The sequence below is a fragment of the Pseudomonadales bacterium genome (genome assembly GCA_013215025.1).
Taxonomy (GTDB): domain Bacteria; phylum Pseudomonadota; class Gammaproteobacteria; order Pseudomonadales; family DT-91; genus DT-91.
Map to the genome: position 1 here is coordinate 44845 of JABSRR010000019.1, position 16033 is coordinate 60877.

At 44.9% G+C, this 16033-nt stretch carries 12 protein-coding genes; 6 read left to right on the forward strand and 6 right to left on the reverse strand.

The features are described 5' to 3' along the window. Positions 1 to 2 precede the first annotated feature (2 nt). From HRU21_02790 to gloB, 6 genes are all read right to left on the reverse strand, one after another. Entirely contained in the window at positions 3 to 1586 is a 1584-nt protein-coding gene (locus HRU21_02790; protein NRA41217.1) for an ABC transporter ATP-binding protein, read from the reverse strand. Then, positions 1586 to 2605 (reverse strand): ABC transporter permease, encoded by a 1020-nt coding sequence (locus HRU21_02795; protein NRA41218.1) that lies wholly within the window; start codon positions 2603 to 2605, stop codon positions 1586 to 1588. The genes HRU21_02790 and HRU21_02795 overlap by 1 nt, the downstream gene beginning before the upstream one ends. A 2-nt stretch (positions 2606 to 2607) precedes the next feature. After that, positions 2608 to 3672: a microcin C ABC transporter permease YejB gene (locus HRU21_02800; protein NRA41219.1), complete on the reverse strand. Its 1065-nt coding sequence runs from the start codon at positions 3670 to 3672 to the stop codon at positions 2608 to 2610. Positions 3673 to 3681: 9 nt separating this feature from the next. After that, the gene (locus tag HRU21_02805; protein ID NRA41220.1) at positions 3682 to 5505 is read right to left on the reverse strand and encodes an ABC transporter substrate-binding protein; all 1824 of its coding nucleotides are present in this window, start codon (positions 5503 to 5505) and stop codon (positions 3682 to 3684) included. Between the two features lie 275 nt (positions 5506 to 5780). Continuing rightward, positions 5781 to 7352, reverse strand: coding sequence for a LysM peptidoglycan-binding domain-containing protein (locus tag HRU21_02810; GenBank protein ID NRA41221.1), 1572 nt, complete (start codon positions 7350 to 7352; stop codon positions 5781 to 5783). Between the two features lie 99 nt (positions 7353 to 7451). After that, entirely contained in the window at positions 7452 to 8261 is an 810-nt protein-coding gene (gene gloB / locus HRU21_02815) for a hydroxyacylglutathione hydrolase (protein NRA41222.1), read from the reverse strand. 130 nt (positions 8262 to 8391) lie between these two features. On the opposite strand from gloB, the gene HRU21_02820 reads away from it, so the two are divergent. The 6 genes from HRU21_02820 to HRU21_02845 all read left to right on the forward strand — a co-directional run bounded on the left by HRU21_02820 (position 8392) and on the right by HRU21_02845 (position 15904). Continuing rightward, complete coding sequence (locus HRU21_02820) at positions 8392 to 9195, forward strand: methyltransferase domain-containing protein (GenBank protein ID NRA41223.1); 804 nt, start codon at positions 8392 to 8394, stop codon at positions 9193 to 9195. After that, positions 9195 to 9650 (forward strand): ribonuclease HI, encoded by a 456-nt coding sequence (gene rnhA / locus HRU21_02825; protein NRA41224.1) that lies wholly within the window; start codon positions 9195 to 9197, stop codon positions 9648 to 9650. The genes HRU21_02820 and rnhA overlap by 1 nt, the downstream gene beginning before the upstream one ends. After that, positions 9650 to 10360: a DNA polymerase III subunit epsilon gene (gene dnaQ / locus HRU21_02830; protein ID NRA41225.1), complete on the forward strand. Its 711-nt coding sequence runs from the start codon at positions 9650 to 9652 to the stop codon at positions 10358 to 10360. Before rnhA ends, dnaQ begins: the two co-directional genes overlap by 1 nt. A 167-nt stretch (positions 10361 to 10527) precedes the next feature. Beyond that, on the forward strand, positions 10528 to 12219 hold the full coding sequence (locus tag HRU21_02835; protein NRA41226.1) for a hypothetical protein: 1692 nt from the start codon (positions 10528 to 10530) through the stop codon (positions 12217 to 12219). Positions 12220 to 12429: 210 nt separating this feature from the next. Then, a complete protein-coding gene (sohB, locus tag HRU21_02840; protein NRA41227.1) occupies positions 12430 to 13479 on the forward strand; it encodes a protease SohB in 1050 nt (349 codons plus the stop codon). A 43-nt stretch (positions 13480 to 13522) separates the two neighbouring features. Next, entirely contained in the window at positions 13523 to 15904 is a 2382-nt protein-coding gene (locus HRU21_02845; GenBank protein ID NRA41228.1) for an MMPL family transporter, read from the forward strand. Positions 15905 to 16033: the final 129 nt, after the last annotated feature.

Here is a 16033-nt window from a genome sequence, read left to right on the forward strand (position 1 = left end):
ATTCAGCTAATATTACTCGGGTGCGACGCTATCAAGCGTTGCGTGTAGGGGTTTTCTGGCTGAAGAAAAATGCCTTCAGTAGCGCCAGACTCTACAATATTGCCATGATTAAGAATAATAAGGTTATGACACATTTGCCGAACCAGCAGTAAATCATGGCTAATAATAATAAAACTTATATTCAAATCATGCTGCAGTTTAATAATTAAGCGAAGAACCTGCTGCTGAATATTTCTATCTAAAGCCGAGGTCGGTTCATCTAAAATAATACATTTTGGCTGCATAATAATTGCTCTTGCAAGAGCAATACGCTGTCGTTGACCACCGGAAAACTCATGAGGGTAGCGCTCAAGAATATCATCATTTAGGCCAACTTCGCTTAATGCCCAGCGTATTTTTTCTGACAACGCGTCATCGCTGATGTGTTGTTGCTGCTGTTTCAGCATTTCACAATAGCCTTCACTGATAATGGCTGCCACAGTCATGCGCGGGCTTAAACTGGCAAATGGGTCTTGGAATACGACCTGCAGCCACTGCCTGAAGGGCCGAAAGGCTTTACTTGAGAGCTGCAACATATCGTTGCCATCAATGCTGTATTGGCCGCTGGCTGGAACAAGCTTCAGTAATGCATTCGCTAAGGTGGTTTTTCCAGAGCCACTTTCCCCTATGACCCCTAAAATTTCTCCGGCATGCAGCTTAATATCGACATTATTAAGTGCCTGTTGAAAATCTTTTCTAAACCATGACGTTTTAGGCAACTGGTAACGGCAGCTTAAGCCCGAAGTCGACAAAATCACTGATTGACCATGGGGATTTGGCTTGGGGATCTCAATATCATCGATCAGGCTCTGCGTATAAGCATGCTGCGCATGATTAAAGATCTGCTGGCTATCACCGGCCTCAACAATTGAGCCTGATTGCATAACGGCAACATAGTCACTGTACTTCTCAACCACATGAATATCATGACTAATCAACAATATGGCTAAATTATCTTGTTGCTGAATATTGGCTAAAAGATCTAGGATTTCTTTTTGAACCGTGACATCTAGGGCGGTTGTTGGCTCATCGGCAATTAAAATATCGGGCTGATTTGCTAGAGCCATGGCTATCATGACGCGCTGACGCTGCCCACCGGATAATTGATGAGGGAATGCCTTCAGCTTGCTAGCCGGCTGATCGATTTGCACTTTCGTTAATAGGTCGATGACCGCCGCTTTAGGCTGCTTATTAGCTGACGGAAAGCATTCACGAATTTGTTGCTCTACCGTTTGCAATGGGTTTAACGCCGTCATGGGCTCTTGAAAGATCATTGCAATTTTATCGCCACGAATCGACTGAATGATTGACGCGGGTGCATCTAGCAGATTTTGTTGATCGAAGTGAATATTGCCCTGGCAATGCATATAGTCAGGCAATAACTTTAATATTGACTGTGCTGTAAGCGATTTACCGGAGCCACTTTCGCCGACTAGGGCGGTAGTTTTACCAGGATAAAGCTCAAATGAGACATTATCGACCAGCACACTGTTATTCAGTCTGATCGACAGCGCTTGAACCGACATAATAGCTTCAGCGGCAGACATTAGCGTGCTCTCGGGTCAAAGGCATCACGCACACCTTCGCCAATAAAAACTAGCAGGGTAAGCAATAGCGACAGTGCGGCAAAGCCAGTTAAGCCCAGCCAGGGCGCATGAATATTAGCTTTACCCTGTGCCAGCAATTCGCCTAAAGACGCCGAGCCAGGTGGAAGGCCGAAGCCGAGAAAATCTAATGACGTCAGTGTGGCAATCGCACCTGTCATCATAAACGGTATGAAAGTTAAGGCCGCGACAAGTGCGTTTGGCATCACATGGCGTAGCATAATATGCCAATCTGAGACGCCTAGGGCTTTCGCCGCCCTGACATATTCAAGCTTTCTGACTTTTAGTGATTCAGCCCTGACAACATCAACCAAGCCAGTCCAACTAAATAATAAAATAATCAGCAATAGCCAGCTAAAACTTGGAGTGACCATGCTGGCCAAAATAATCAATAAAAAAAGTACCGGCAAGGAAGACCAAATTTCAAGAAATCGTTGACCCACTAAATCGACCCAGCCGCCAAAATATCCTTGCATGGCACCAACGAAAATACCGATGATGCTGGAGCCAAGCGTTACCGCAATGGCAAAGATAATGGATAAGCGAAATCCATATAAGACTCTGGCTAACACGTCTCTGGCTTGATCGTCAGTGCCTAACCAATGCATTGCATCGGGTGGCGATGGCGCAGGTGAGGGCAGATCAAGGCTGTGCGTGTCGTAACTAAAAGGAACCAGCGGCCTAACAATAAAGCCTTGTTGAAGGATTAATTCGGTCACATAGGGGTCGCTATAATCCGCTTCTGTGTCAAAATCCCCGCCAAAAGCAGTTTCTGGATAGCTAAAGAGAAAAGGTGTGAACCATTCACCTTGGTATTTAATTAATAAGGGTTTTTCATTAGCAATAATTTCTGCCAATAAGCTCAGTAAAAATAAACTGCAAAATAACCACAGAGAAATCAGCGCACGTCGATTTTGTTTGAAACGCTGCCACTGTTGCTTTTGTTTAGGGTTTAGCGGCATGATCATTGCCCCGCAAAGTCAATGCGCGGGTCTACCCAAACATAGACTAAGTCGCTCACCAGTTTAAGTATCAAACTGAGTCCCGTAAAAATGAATAAGGTGGCAAAAATCACGGGATAGTCGCGATTTATGACGGCTTCAAAGCTTAACAAGCCCAATCCATCCAGTGAAAAAATGACTTCTATCAGCAGCGAACCAGTAAAAAATAAACTGATAAACGCCGCAGGAAAGCCTGCAATAATAATCAACATCGCATTACGGAATACATGCCGATATAAGACTTGATGTTCAGACAGACCTTTTGCCTTCGCGGTTATCACATACTGTTTACTGATTTCTTCTAAGAAGGCATTCTTAGTCAGCATGGTTAATTGCGCAAAGCCACCAATGCTATAAGCAAGAACGGGCAGGCTAATATGCCAAAAGTAGTCTGCAATTTGAGCTGGCCACGACAGTTGTTCGGCATTTTCAGATTGTAAGCCGCGCAGAGGAAACCAATCTAAATAGCTACCGCCGGCAAATAACACAATAAGCACGATCGCAAATAAAAAGCCAGGAATCGCGTAGGCCACGGTAATGATGGAGCTGCTCCAGATATCAAATCGGCTGCCGTGGTGCAGCGCCTTTCGAATACCCATCGGAATCGATACTAGGTAGATAATCAAGGTGCTCCATAGACCCAGTGAGATCGAAACCGGCAATTTTTCTTTGATTAAGTCGGTGACGCTGATGGAGCGATAATAGCTCTCGCCAAAATCAAATTGCGCATACTGTTTTAGCATAAGCCAAAAGCGCTCATGCATAGGGCGATCAAATCCATACTGTTGCTCAATTTCGCGCAAAATATCTGGATCTATGCCATAGCGATTTTTTTCATTTTGCGAACGTTGTACGTCAGCGCTATTGTCGGCGCTCATATTCATTTGAGTATTAAAGCCCTGCATGCGGGCGACCATTTGATCAACCGGACCACCTGGTGCGGTTTGAATAATCAAAAAATTGATCAATAAGATGCCGAAAAGGGTAGGAAAAATCAGCAGCAGTCGTTTTGACAGATAATAAATCATGCTTTGGGTTTATAAGTCTAACGCGGCTGCTTTTTTATCGTCTACCCACCAGGTTGATAGAGTGCCAAAAAATAATGCATCGTACGGTGGTGCTTGCTCTGGCTGCGCAAATTTATCCCAATATGCCACACGGTGTGCATCGATATACCAGTGTGGAACGACATACCAATTGTGCAATAAGGCACGATCAAGAGCTTTAGCGGCAGTGACTAAGGCACTGCGATTAGGTGCCTGAATAAGCGTTTCAACCAAACTGTCAATGGCTGGATTTTTAATACCAATAAAGTTTTGACTAGCTTTTATATCTGCTGCGCTTGAATGCCAGTACTGCTTTTGTTCAATACCCGGTGACAGTGACTGCCCGTAGGAATAAGTTATAACGTCGTAATCATATTCGCGCAGCTTATTAATGTATTGAGATACTTCAACTTTGCGCACTTTTGCTTGAATGCCAAGTCGCGATAAACCCTTGATATAAGGATTGATAATCCGTTCAAACGCAGGATCAAATGTGAGAAATTCAAAGCTAAAGCTCTCGCCTTGCTGATTTTGTAAAACATTATCCTTCACGGTCCAGCCAGCTTCACTCAGTAAGGCTTTGGCCTCTCGCAACTGAGCCCGGTTGTTGCCATTTCCTTGCGTCACAGGGAGAGCATAAGCTTCAGTAAACACTGACGGGGGTAGTTCTGCAGCCAGTGGTTTAAGTAACGCTAATTCCGCATTATCTGGCAGGCCAGTCGCTGCCATCTCTGAATTACTAAAAAAACTTTGGCTACGTTTATATTGGCCATAGAATAAATGTTTGTTAGACCATTCAAAGTCGAACGCATAATTCAATGCTTTACGCACTCGAATGTCATTAAACAGCGGGTTACGCTGGTTTAAAATGAACGACTGCATGCCTTCTGGCATACGATGCTCTATTAGGCGTTTTTGTAATTTACCNTTTTTTACCGCATCAATATCATAGGCTGTAGCCCATAGTTTTGAGACATTCTCATAGCGAAAATCATATTCACCCGCTTTTAAAGCTTCTAACATAACGGTCGAATCTCGGTAATAATCGACTTGAATCTCGTCAAAATTATAGCGACCTCGATTGACATTTAGATTCTGCGCCCAGTAGTTAGAATTTCGCTTAAAACTGACGCGCTTACCAGGATTTACAGCGCTAATCATGTAAGGGCCGCTGCCGATGGGAATGTTGAGCGATGATTCAGCAAAGCTATCAACTTGTGTTGCGTGCTTCGGCAAAACGGGTAGCTGGCCAATGATTAAGATCAGCTCTTGGTTACGATTATGCTTTAATTCAAAACGCACATGGTCATCCGCGATAACCTTTACTTCGGCAACATCGCTATACAGAGTTTTATAAATCGGACTGGCTTTTTGCATCAATAAGTCAAAGCTAAACTTAATATCTGCTGCGGTAATGGCAGTGCCATCACTAAACGCTGCCTCACGGCGTAAACGGTATTCCACATAACTGCGGTCATCGGGCCAAATAATGGTCTCGGCAATCAGTCCATAATGTGTAAACGGCTCATCTTGTGAAGCGACAGTGAGCGTGTCATAGATGAGCCCTAGATTATCGGCAGCTGTGCCTTTGGCGATAAAGGGGTTAAGGCTGTCAAAGGTTCCTTGACTGGCCAGTCGTAGACGCCCACCCGTTTTTGCATCAGCGCTGGTATAGTCAAACCGGAGAAAATCTTTGTCGTATTTTATGTCGCCATGCATAGCAATCGCATGCGAGCTGTTTATCGACATAGCTTGTGCTGATTTAGCGGCCTTAGCAGCGGTCTCAGCACTTGCGGCAACATTGCTATAGCCCATGAGAACACAGATTGCTATGGCTGCTCGCATTGATAGCTGGTGCGTTATTGTTTGTTTTGTTGGCGAGCGAATGATCATCTCATTTAGGTGTGCGGCACTTAACTTTGCATTATTTAACTTTGCGGTATTCTTTTTAAAAGTTATGAACCGAAAAAGACTTAATTTGCTAACACTGAACTTCACTGTAATACACTCACTTTCTACTCACTGGTTTATCTTAGGTGAGGGTTAGCTGTTAAGCAGTTTCCCTGTAAATTGACAAAATCTTACCCTAGTCATTGATAGGTATCCATGACGTTAATTAATAATTTTAAGTTTTGACCGGGATAGAGATAATCCTCACGATTTAGCTGATTCCAATGGCTAATTTGCTTAGTAGCCAGATTAAACTTACTCGCAATACTGGACAATGAGTCACCTTGCCGAACCCGATAGAAAACTTTCTGCACATTGTCTGAGCGCTGCGATAAATTTGCACTGCGAGCTTGCCAAATCACCAAGGTTTCGTTTATTTGAAGTGTGTCTTTAGGTGATTTGCCATTCCATTTGGCTAATGATTGCACGCTTATTTGATACTGTTTTGCAATCGACCAAAAGCTATCCCCAGGCTTAACACGATAGCTGATACGCTGTTTGTCTCCGGTCGAGCGGCGCGATTGTTTTGACTGTAAGCGTTGATCTTGGCTTAAGGCGTATTGACTAGATTCACTTATGGCCGATGGAATCAAAAGAATCTGACCAATTTTAATCATATTTGTCTGTAGCTGATTGGCACTCTTTATCGCGACGACTTGGCTGTTATGACGCTTCGCGATGGTGCTTAAACTGTCGCCAGGCTGAACTTTGTAACGCTGCCATTGCACAAAAGCCGAGTTGGGCAATTGCGCTAATTGTTGTTGAAAGCGGGCAATTTGTGTTATCGGAAGTTGCAGTTGATAGCGCGTCGATGGCGGCGTAGCCCATCGATTTAAACCCGGGTTAAGATGGTAAAGCTCTTCAATATCGATGCCTGCAAGCTTAGCAGCCTGCGATAAATCGAGTTGCTGCTCGACAGTAACGCTGTCGAAATAAGCTCGGTTGGCAATCGGTTCAAGCGAAATGCCAAAGGACTCCGGCTGTTTAAAAATATGACTCAAGGCAATCATTTTTGGAACATATTGGCTGGTTTCTTTAGGCAGCTGTAAATGCCAAAAATCGGTAGCTTTGCCTGCCGCGCGATTCTTCCTTATTGCTTTTCTCACGGTGCCTTCACCAGCATTATAGGCGGCTATAGCTAACTCCCAGTCGCCATCAAAAAAACGATGCAGATATTTCAGATAGGCGATTGCCGCTTGCGTCGAGGCCACCACGTCTCGCCGCTCATCTAGCCACCAGTCGCGCTGCAGTTTAAATCGATCGGCTGTCATAGGTATGAACTGCCATAAGCCTGCGGCTTGACCATGTGAATAGGCGAAAGGTTCGTAAGCACTCTCAACGATGGGTAATAGGGCTAAGTCTGCGGGCATATTATTAGCATGCAGCTCAGTCAAAATATAATGCAGATATCGGCTGGCGCGCTGTTGAATATGGCGAAAATAACTGGGATTACGCTGATAGCGTTGCAGCTGCTCCAACACGCGAGGGTCCTGCCGAAAGGCAAGCTGAAGATTGTGCTGCAGCCGTGGCCAAATATTTTCATCTGGCGCAATGGGGAAGGCTGGGGGCAAGGCGTCAATGGGGTGGTTAAATACCGACTGATCAACTGGATAACAGCGAAATTGATCTTGCTCAGTCTGATGCTTTACAGACGGCAAGCTAAGCTGCTCAGCTTTAACTTCGGCTGAGGCTGATAGTTTGTCACTGCGCATTGTCGGCTGACTGCAGCTAGATAAGAATGCTGCAAGCAAAGCAAGCAGTAGGGCATAGATAGGTCGAAAATTCATGGTACAGCAGGACGTTAATTGGGATTAAAAATTATCCTTCCATTGACGGAGACAGGTGAACACGTCCAAAGCTGTGTTTGACATAGCGCCTTGCTGCACAGCGGCATCGGCGACGTCTGGTATGTGGCAACGTAAAAAAGGGTTGGTTAACAATTCGTTAGCCAAACGGTTCGGCAGCGTTGCTAGCTGCTGCTCTCGCAGCGATTGACAAGTTTGCAATCGTTGCATCAGTTCGTGATTTTTAGGCTCAACCGCTAACGCAAAAGCCAGATTGCTTAAGGTATATTCATGCGCACAATAGATAAGTGTGTCAGGCGATAATGCTGCAAGCTTAGCCAGAGAAGCCTGCATCTGCGCATAGCTACCTTCAAACACGCGACCACAGCCTGCACTAAACAGCGTGTCGCCGCAAAATAGCGCGTCTACAGCCGGTGCATGAAAAGCAATATGGTCGAGCGTATGACCAGGAATCGCCAGCACCTGTATGTTTAAGCCATTCTGTGCTGGGAAAATCGTAAACTGATCTAAGTCGCCAACCAGCTGATTAATCTGCGGAATTTTATCTGAACGCGGGCCGATTACCGGCAGCGGCTCAGCATCAACCAAGCTATCAGCAACATAGGCTTGAAGCGCTGAAATACCGCCAATGTGGTCAGGATGCCAATGGGTCACTAAAATGCCCTGTAACTGCAACTGTCGAGATTCTAGGCATTGGATGACAGATTGCGCGCAGCCTGGATCAACAACATAGACCTGCGAATCTTGCCGAATGGCCCAAATATAATTGTCGTTGAAGGCAGGAATCGAAAAAATTTCAAAAGCTGTCGCGGGCATAGATAATGATGTACTATAAATTTAATGAATCAAATTACCGAGTCATTCTATGCCAGTCAGGTGTATTTTGCCTACCTTTTCCTTAGTTAAACGACTGACGATGTGATTGCTGTCCCGAACTGATTTGCCAATGAAAAAAAATTCTTTAACTCAACAGTTGCTTAACCGCCATCAGCTCAAAGCTTTGAGCGAAAGACAAGATGCGCTGCAGCAGTGGTTTGGCAGCGAGGTAGGGCAAACGTTTTTGGGTGAGCAGCAACGCATGTTAAACGATCAGCTTGAAACCTTATTCGGTTATCACTTAATGCAGCTATCAGTACTGCCCGATATCTGCTTGTATGATAATAGTCGCGCACAACACAGTTTTTCTATTGAATTAGTGCCATCTGCTGCCTCAACTGGTGCAGTCATTGCTCATGAGGCACATTTGCCTATCGAGAACGATGCACTCGATATTGCCATCGTGCATCACTTATTGGATTTCAGCCCATCGCCACATGAGCTATTAAAAGAAGTGCAGCGTGTCACACGCCCGGGCGGCCATATTTTAATTATGGGTTTTAACCCTCTTGGTGCATTGGGCGCGATGTCATTTTTTGGCAATCTCAGTGGTCATGCATTTTGGAATAACCGCTTATTGAGTGCCAGGCGCTTAGCGGATTGGTTAACGCTATTAGACTTATCGGTACAGCAAGTTAACTATGGTTATTACCGTCTACCGATCAAAACCCACCTGCTGCGCGGTGTTTCGAGTCGTCTGGAGCAGCTATTACAGAAACGACAGCCAAGCCTTGGCGCGGGTTTTTATTCGCTACTGGCAAAAAACGAATATGCTGCGCTGACGCCACACAAACCTAGATGGCACAAACAGCGTCCGATGATGCTGTCTCCAAGCCCATATTCTCCCTCCAAAAGCAGTAAGACTATTCATTAATGACACAAGACATGGTCGAAATATTTACCGACGGCGCCTGCAAAGGTAATCCAGGCCCAGGCGGCTGGGGTGCTTTACTACGCTACCAAGGCAAAGAAAAACATTTATACGGCGGTGAGTTAGACACCACTAACAATCGCATGGAGTTACTTGCGGTCATTGAAGGCTTGAGCGCACTAAAACGACAATGCGTGGTCAGCATTACAACCGATTCCAGCTACGTAAAAAACGGTATGCAGCAGTGGATCCATAACTGGAAGCGCAACGGTTGGAAAAATGCCGCTAAGAAGCCAGTTAAAAATGCTGATTTGTGGCAGCGACTTGATCAAGCCGTGGCAGAGCATCAGGTAGAATGGCACTGGGTGAAAGGCCATAGTGGCCACCGAGAAAATGAAATTGCCGATGCGCTGGCGAACCAAGGCTGCGATTTGGTTATGAATACGGAAAGTAATTAATGCAAAAACGTCAAGTTGTCCTCGATACAGAAACCACCGGAATTAATCCATTAGATGGGCATAAGCTGGTTGAAATCGGTGCGATTGAAATTGTTAATCGTCGATTTACCGGCCGCACTTACCATCAATATATAAACCCAGAGCGGGTGGTAGAAGATGAAGTGGTTGCTGTTCACGGTTTAACCAACGAATTTTTACAGGATAAACCGGTATTTGCCGATATTGCCGCTGAGTTTTGTCAATTTATCGAAGGTGCTGAACTGATCATCCACAATGCACCGTTTGATTTAGGCTTTTTAAATCATGAATTGCAGTTAATGCACTCAACTTTTGGCAAGGTTGAAGACCATTGCCAGATTTTTGACAGCTTGGTAATGGCTAAGCAAAAGCATCCCGGGCAACGCAATAACCTTGACGCGCTTTGCAAACGCTACGGCATTGATAATTCGCACCGGGTGCTGCACGGTGCCTTGCTGGATTCTGAAATCTTAGCCGATGTTTATCTGTTAATGACAGGTGGACAAAAAGGATTGGCCTTAGAGCCCGAGGTTGGTTTTGAATCTGCTGAATCAGGCGAGAATGGCCATGCCGTTGATCTTAAAGCCCTCGACTTACCGATTATTCAGCCCAATCAAGATGAGTTAGCGCAGCATCAAGACTTTATCAGCTTATTAAATAAAAAATCCGATAATAAGGCGCTATTCTCTTAATGCTCTGCTAAGAATTGTGAAGTTTTGAGCAATCGCCGCAGGCTGCAGTAAAAATGCTTTGCATTTTATGCGCTTAAAGCGTAATTTTAATCCGTATTATTTATACCTTAGCTCTCTGCTAAGAGTCTTTTCAGGGCATCCATGACGACAATAAAAAAGGTGTTTGCGTGATAAAGTACAGTGCTATCGATTTTACCTCCGTGAATGTGGTTCAGGCTGAACTACTCAAAACGATTAAAACCGCATCTCATCATTTTGAGTCATTTATTCACGACAAATCCGATATGTCGCAGCTTCAAGAAGCACTGCATCAACTGCAGTCGATTGTTGGGGTGCTTAAAATCATTGATATTCCGGGTGCGGATACCTTAACGGCCGAAATGGTTGGCTTAATGTCAGAATTTATTGCCGGTGAGTTGAGTATAAATGACCGCAAGCTCTCGGCCTTATCGCATGCATTTGTCGGCCTGCCTTGTTACATCGAGTATGTGGTCGAAAAGCAGCAGGCCTTGCCTTGGCTGGTGATGAATTTTGTCAACGAACTGCGGATTATTCGAAAAATTCATTTATTAGAAGAGTCGAGTTTTTTTGATTTTACCATTCAGGCACTTGAATCCAGTGCCGATGCAAACAGCGCGGAGCTTGATCAGCCCTTAGTTAAACGGCAACGACAGCTGCTGCAAATTGGTTTAGTTGGGCTGTTACGCGAGGAAAATCTAGAGATTAAGCTAGAGATGATGCAGCGCGCGGTAGCCCGCATGGCGACCATGGTGTCGGCAGCAAACCCACAGCAGGGGCTGGCGCTAGCCGCTGATGTGCTAACGGCAATGCAGCAACAGTCATTGGCCTTAAACTTCACCCGCAAACGTTTATTGAGTGAACTGGATAAAGCGTTTAAACAGCTGAGCTCAGCCGCGGCTGATACGGCAATATTTTCGCAACATTATATCCATGAGCTGAGCTTCTTGGCGGCGCTAGCGGCCAATAGTGGTGATACTGCGATGCCATCACTTGCCAAGCTGCAAATGAATGACTTTGCTATCAGTGACAACATGCTGCAGCAAGAACGCAATATCATGCAAGGCCCTAATGCTGAAACCATTGCCAATATGGTTTTAGCTTTACGTGATGAACTCACGCAAACCAAAGAGGTGTTGGAGATTGCGGCGCAGGGCGCTGGTGAAGCGGCTGATTTCAATCAGCTGGTTAATTTATTTCAACGCAGTGCTGATATTCTTAAAGTGATTGGCCTAGCCAGCGCCAGTGAATTAATGCTAAGCATGCACAGCAAAGTTTCCGCATGGTCAGAAGGCGAGACTTATCAAAATCAAGATCTATTAGAGATAGCAGATAGCTTAATTTACATCGAAAGCATGTTGTCGAATCTATCGCGTCAAGATCTGAGTGATGAACAGTCGTCTCTGGCTGATATGCCAAAAGATCTGCTAATGTCGAAAAGCCAGCTCGATCAAGCGACGATTATCACCTTACAGGAATCGCAGTCAGCTATCGCAGTGGCGAAAAAAGATATCAATTCGTTTATTGAGTCGGACTATCAAATTGAGTACATCAAACAGATCGCAGGCAATTTAATCACCGTTGTAGGTGCATTAACCATGCTCAATCATCATGACGCCAAAGCGGTGCTGCTAAGCTGTGTTGATTTTGTGAATACGATTATCGAGAACGGTTTAAAGCGTGAAGATGCCGAGAGTATTTTAGCAACCTTAGCCGATGCCTTAATCGCGTTGGAATATTATTTGTCAGAGATCGAGTTACACGGAGTCGCGCCGGATAATGTTTTAAATGTCTCGAAACAAAGTTTAGTGTCGCTTGGGTTTCCGGTTAAAAACGCTTAAACTAGCCCCGAAATTTGCTACTGTTTAAAGAGTTCATAGCAAGGAATAAAATCTGTAATTGCTAGATTATCAATCCGCTTTTGTTTTAACAGCTTTGGCATCTCACGGCAGTGAGCTGCGTTAGCCGCTAAACTAGCGCAAGCCTTATCTTAGACAGTTACCGCTATAAAAATTTTTCACTCGAATCTTGAGTGATATATAGGTGTTACATTGGAATTTCTTATTGAATACGGCCTGTTTTTGGCCAAAGCCCTAACCCTTGTGGTGGCGATTATATTTACCGTTGCCAGCGTGGTAGCCATATCGGTAAAACAAAAGGGCGGGGCTGAGAAAGGTCAGATTGTGATAAAAAATCTGAATCAGCGATATGACGATTATCAGGCCACACTTGAAGATGAGGTGCTGACTGAACAAGCCCTAAAGGCCAAGCATAAGGCCGATAAAAAAGCCGAAAAATTGCAAAAGAAACAGGCTAAGACTCAAACAGAAGATAAAAAGCGCCTGTTTGTGATTCGCTTTGATGGCGATGTTCAAGCCTCGGCAGTAGAGAATTTACGCGAAGAGGTGAATGCCATTTTGACCGTGGCTAACGCCAATGATGAAATCGTGTTAGACCTTGAAAGCCCGGGCGGCATGGTGCATACCTATGGTCTAGCAGCATCGCAGCTTAGCCGAATTCGCCATGCTGATTTAAAGCTCACCATCTGCGTCGACAAGGTGGCAGCTAGCGGGGGTTATCTTATGGCCTGTGTTGGTCATAAAATATTGGCGGCACCGTTTGCGATTATTGGCTCGATAGGGGTCTTAGCTCAGCTGCCAAACTTTAATCGTGCGCTGAAAAAACTCGATGTTGACTATGACATTATGACCGCCGGCGAATATAAAGCACCGGTCACCATGTTTGGTGAGATTACCGATAAAGGCCGTGATAAGCTGCAGTCAGAGTTGGAAGAGACGCATCAATTATTCAAACAGTTTATTGCTGATAACCGCGCGCAGGTAGACCTTGAGTCGGTTGCCACGGGCGAAGTCTGGTATGGGCAACAGGCAATTGATAAGGCGCTGATAGACGAGTTGATGACCTCTGATGATTATTTGCTCAGCCAACGTGAAGCCTGCGATATTTTCGCGGTTAGCTATGTGGCGAAAAAATCGCTGCAAGAAAAACTGGGTAATTTGGCCAGTTTGTCGATTCGCAATACCATTAACCAACTATTAAGTGATGACCGACGTAAATCTGTAGAGCAGTCGATGTCGTAATTTCCCACTGCAACATATACATTAATAACAATAATTAAGTTTTATGACGCATTTTGAGCATGCACTAAATCATGTGTTGCTGCGCTTTTTAGCGCGGCCATGGCTTATTATACTGCCATTTCTGCTGTTAACCTTGGCGCTATCGCTGATGGTTAAGCAAGTCAATTTCGACAGCTCAGTCGAGAATTTTCTGGCAGAAAACAATAATGAACGAAAAATATATACCGCGTTTAAAAATGAGTACGGCCTCAGCGAGTACTTTATTGTTCTGATTCGTGGCGAGCAGGTATTCTCCCGTGCTTTTCAGCAAAAGCTGCAACAGCTAACAGAATCGATCTATCAGCATGTGCCATATGTGAAAAGCGTTGAGTCTATCGCTAATGTTCGCTATGTAAAAAGTAGCGGCGAAGAAATCTACATCAGCGAATTATTTGACGGCAGCGTCACCGAGGCAGATTTTGCCGCCATAAAAGACATCGCGCTGACCACCCCTTATTATTTAAATCGTCTGATTGATCAAGACGGTGAGGTGACTGCGGTTTTAGTCAGGTTAGAGCCGTTTATTCGCGACGCAAGCACAGAACCTTTTCGTCAGGCCATTACGGAAGATGGTGAGCGCTCGATTGCGGCGTTGTCGGAGGTTTTGGCTGAACAACAAGCATCGTTTTCACAGCCGCTTTTATTAGGGGGCTCGCTAGCCTCGACCATTGAGCTATCGCGATTGACTAAACGCGATCTGAAAGTCTTCACCGTGGTTGCTGTCTTGCTGATTTGTATCAGTTTATTTACCGTGTTCAGGCGCTTATCCGCAGTGCTGCTGCCACTCGTATCGTTAATCATTGCGGTGGTTATTACCATGAGCTTAATGATGATTGGCGAATTTCCGATGCTGGTATCTAATTCTATCTTGCCGTCATTTTTACTCGCTGTCTGCGTCGGAGACTCGGTGCACCTGATGCAGGCATTTTACAGCTCGCTTGACTCTGGCATCAGTCGAAAAAAATCTGTCGCTAATGCCTTACGACATAGCTCGCCAGCGATGTTTTTTACCACCCTGACCACATCTATTGGGGTTTTGTCGTTTGCTAGCTCTGATATTGCCTCGGTATCAACCTTTGGTATTTTTGCCTCCATCGGCATGTGGATTGCGTTTTTCAATACCGTACTGTTGTTGCCTGCGCTGCTGATACTGGTGCCGGTGGCTGTGAAGCCTAAACGCTATGATAAGCTGGCAAGAGACCTCAATCTGTCACGTGGCTTGATTAGCGTTATTGCAGAAAACAAAGTGCCGGTCATGGCGGTAGGGGCCTTTAGCCTAGCGGTATCGATTTTGTATGCGCTGCAGCTTAATTTTTCACATGACGTATTAAAGTGGTTTCCGGCCGATAACCCGTCACGGGTTGCCACTGAAATTATTGATGAAGAATTAACCGGCACGATGCAAATTGAGCTGTTGATATCGAACACCAATATGCAAAACCCAGATATTGTTCACGGCAGCGAAGATAAACCGGCAATAACATTGCAACAGCTAAACGCGATTCAGCAATGGTTAAGCGAGCTGATGGCGCAACCGGCCAACACCATCAAAATACAGTCCTCTACCAGCATTATTGATATCTTAGAAGAAACCAATAAGGCACTCACCAATCAAGCCGATTATCAACTACCCGACACACAGGCGCTGTATGCGCAGCAGTTATTGCTATTAATGCTCGACTCAGCCGAGCGCGTGATGTCGTTAAGCACGGATAATATGAATACCATGCGCATCTCATTAAGTACGTCTTGGGATGATGCGGTTGAATATACAGCGTTTTTAGACAGTATTGAGCAGAGCTTTGATGAGCAGCTGGGCGGGCAAGATTTAGACCTGGTGATTACCGGAATAGGGGCGATTGGTAACCGCATCTTTAATGAAATGTTATTGCCGGTGGCGATTAGCTACTTGATTGCAGCCTGTCTGATTACTCTTTGCATGTCGTTTATTGTGCGCAATGTACGCCTTGGCTTAGCCCTCTGTTTACCCAGCCTGTTGCCCATCGCAATGGTATTGGCGGTCATGTATATCTTAAAAATCCCTCTAGATTTATTTACCTTATTGATCGGTTCGATTGCAATGGGACTGATTGTTGATGACTCTATTCACTTTATTTATACCTACAAGCGAGAAATTAAAAAACAGCCGAGTATAGAAGAGGCCTTGGCTGTGACGCTTGCAACCACCGGACGCGCATTGTTTACCACCACGGTAGTGCTATGCATGGGCTTTTTAATCTACACGCTATCTATGCTGAATAATCTGCAGGCCTTTGGTTTGCTAACCTCGCTTTGTATCGGGCTGGCGTTTATTGCCGATATAGTGATCACCCCAGCTGCCTTGTTATTGTTATTTCCCGCAAAACGTTTAGATCATTCGTCATAGGGCAGTTTGTACTGCCAATTTTCAAATTAGATGCTACTAAATTGCTAAGCCCTGCATAGCGTATCATCTGCATCATGTATCATTGCGTAAACTTTATAATTGTATAAATAATTATCCTAAACTTCGTAT

Excerpts from the sequence above, each read along its gene's own strand:
- HRU21_02800 (NRA41219.1), bottom strand. The coding sequence starts at position 3,672 with ATGATTTATTATCTGTCAAAACGACTGCTGCTGATTTTTCCTACCCTT.
- HRU21_02845 (NRA41228.1), top strand. The coding sequence starts at position 13,523 with ATGACGCATTTTGAGCATGCACTAAATCATGTGTTGCTGCGCTTTTTA.
- dnaQ (NRA41225.1), top strand. The coding sequence starts at position 9,650 with ATGCAAAAACGTCAAGTTGTCCTCGATACAGAAACCACCGGAATTAAT.
- HRU21_02820 (NRA41223.1), top strand. The coding sequence starts at position 8,392 with ATGAAAAAAAATTCTTTAACTCAACAGTTGCTTAACCGCCATCAGCTC.
- gloB (NRA41222.1), bottom strand. The coding sequence starts at position 8,261 with ATGCCCGCGACAGCTTTTGAAATTTTTTCGATTCCTGCCTTCAACGAC.
- rnhA (NRA41224.1), top strand. The coding sequence starts at position 9,195 with ATGACACAAGACATGGTCGAAATATTTACCGACGGCGCCTGCAAAGGT.
- HRU21_02795 (NRA41218.1), bottom strand. The coding sequence starts at position 2,605 with ATGCCGCTAAACCCTAAACAAAAGCAACAGTGGCAGCGTTTCAAACAA.
- HRU21_02810 (NRA41221.1), bottom strand. The coding sequence starts at position 7,352 with ATGCGCAGTGACAAACTATCAGCCTCAGCCGAAGTTAAAGCTGAGCAG.
- HRU21_02790 (NRA41217.1), bottom strand. The coding sequence starts at position 1,586 with ATGTCTGCCGCTGAAGCTATTATGTCGGTTCAAGCGCTGTCGATCAGA.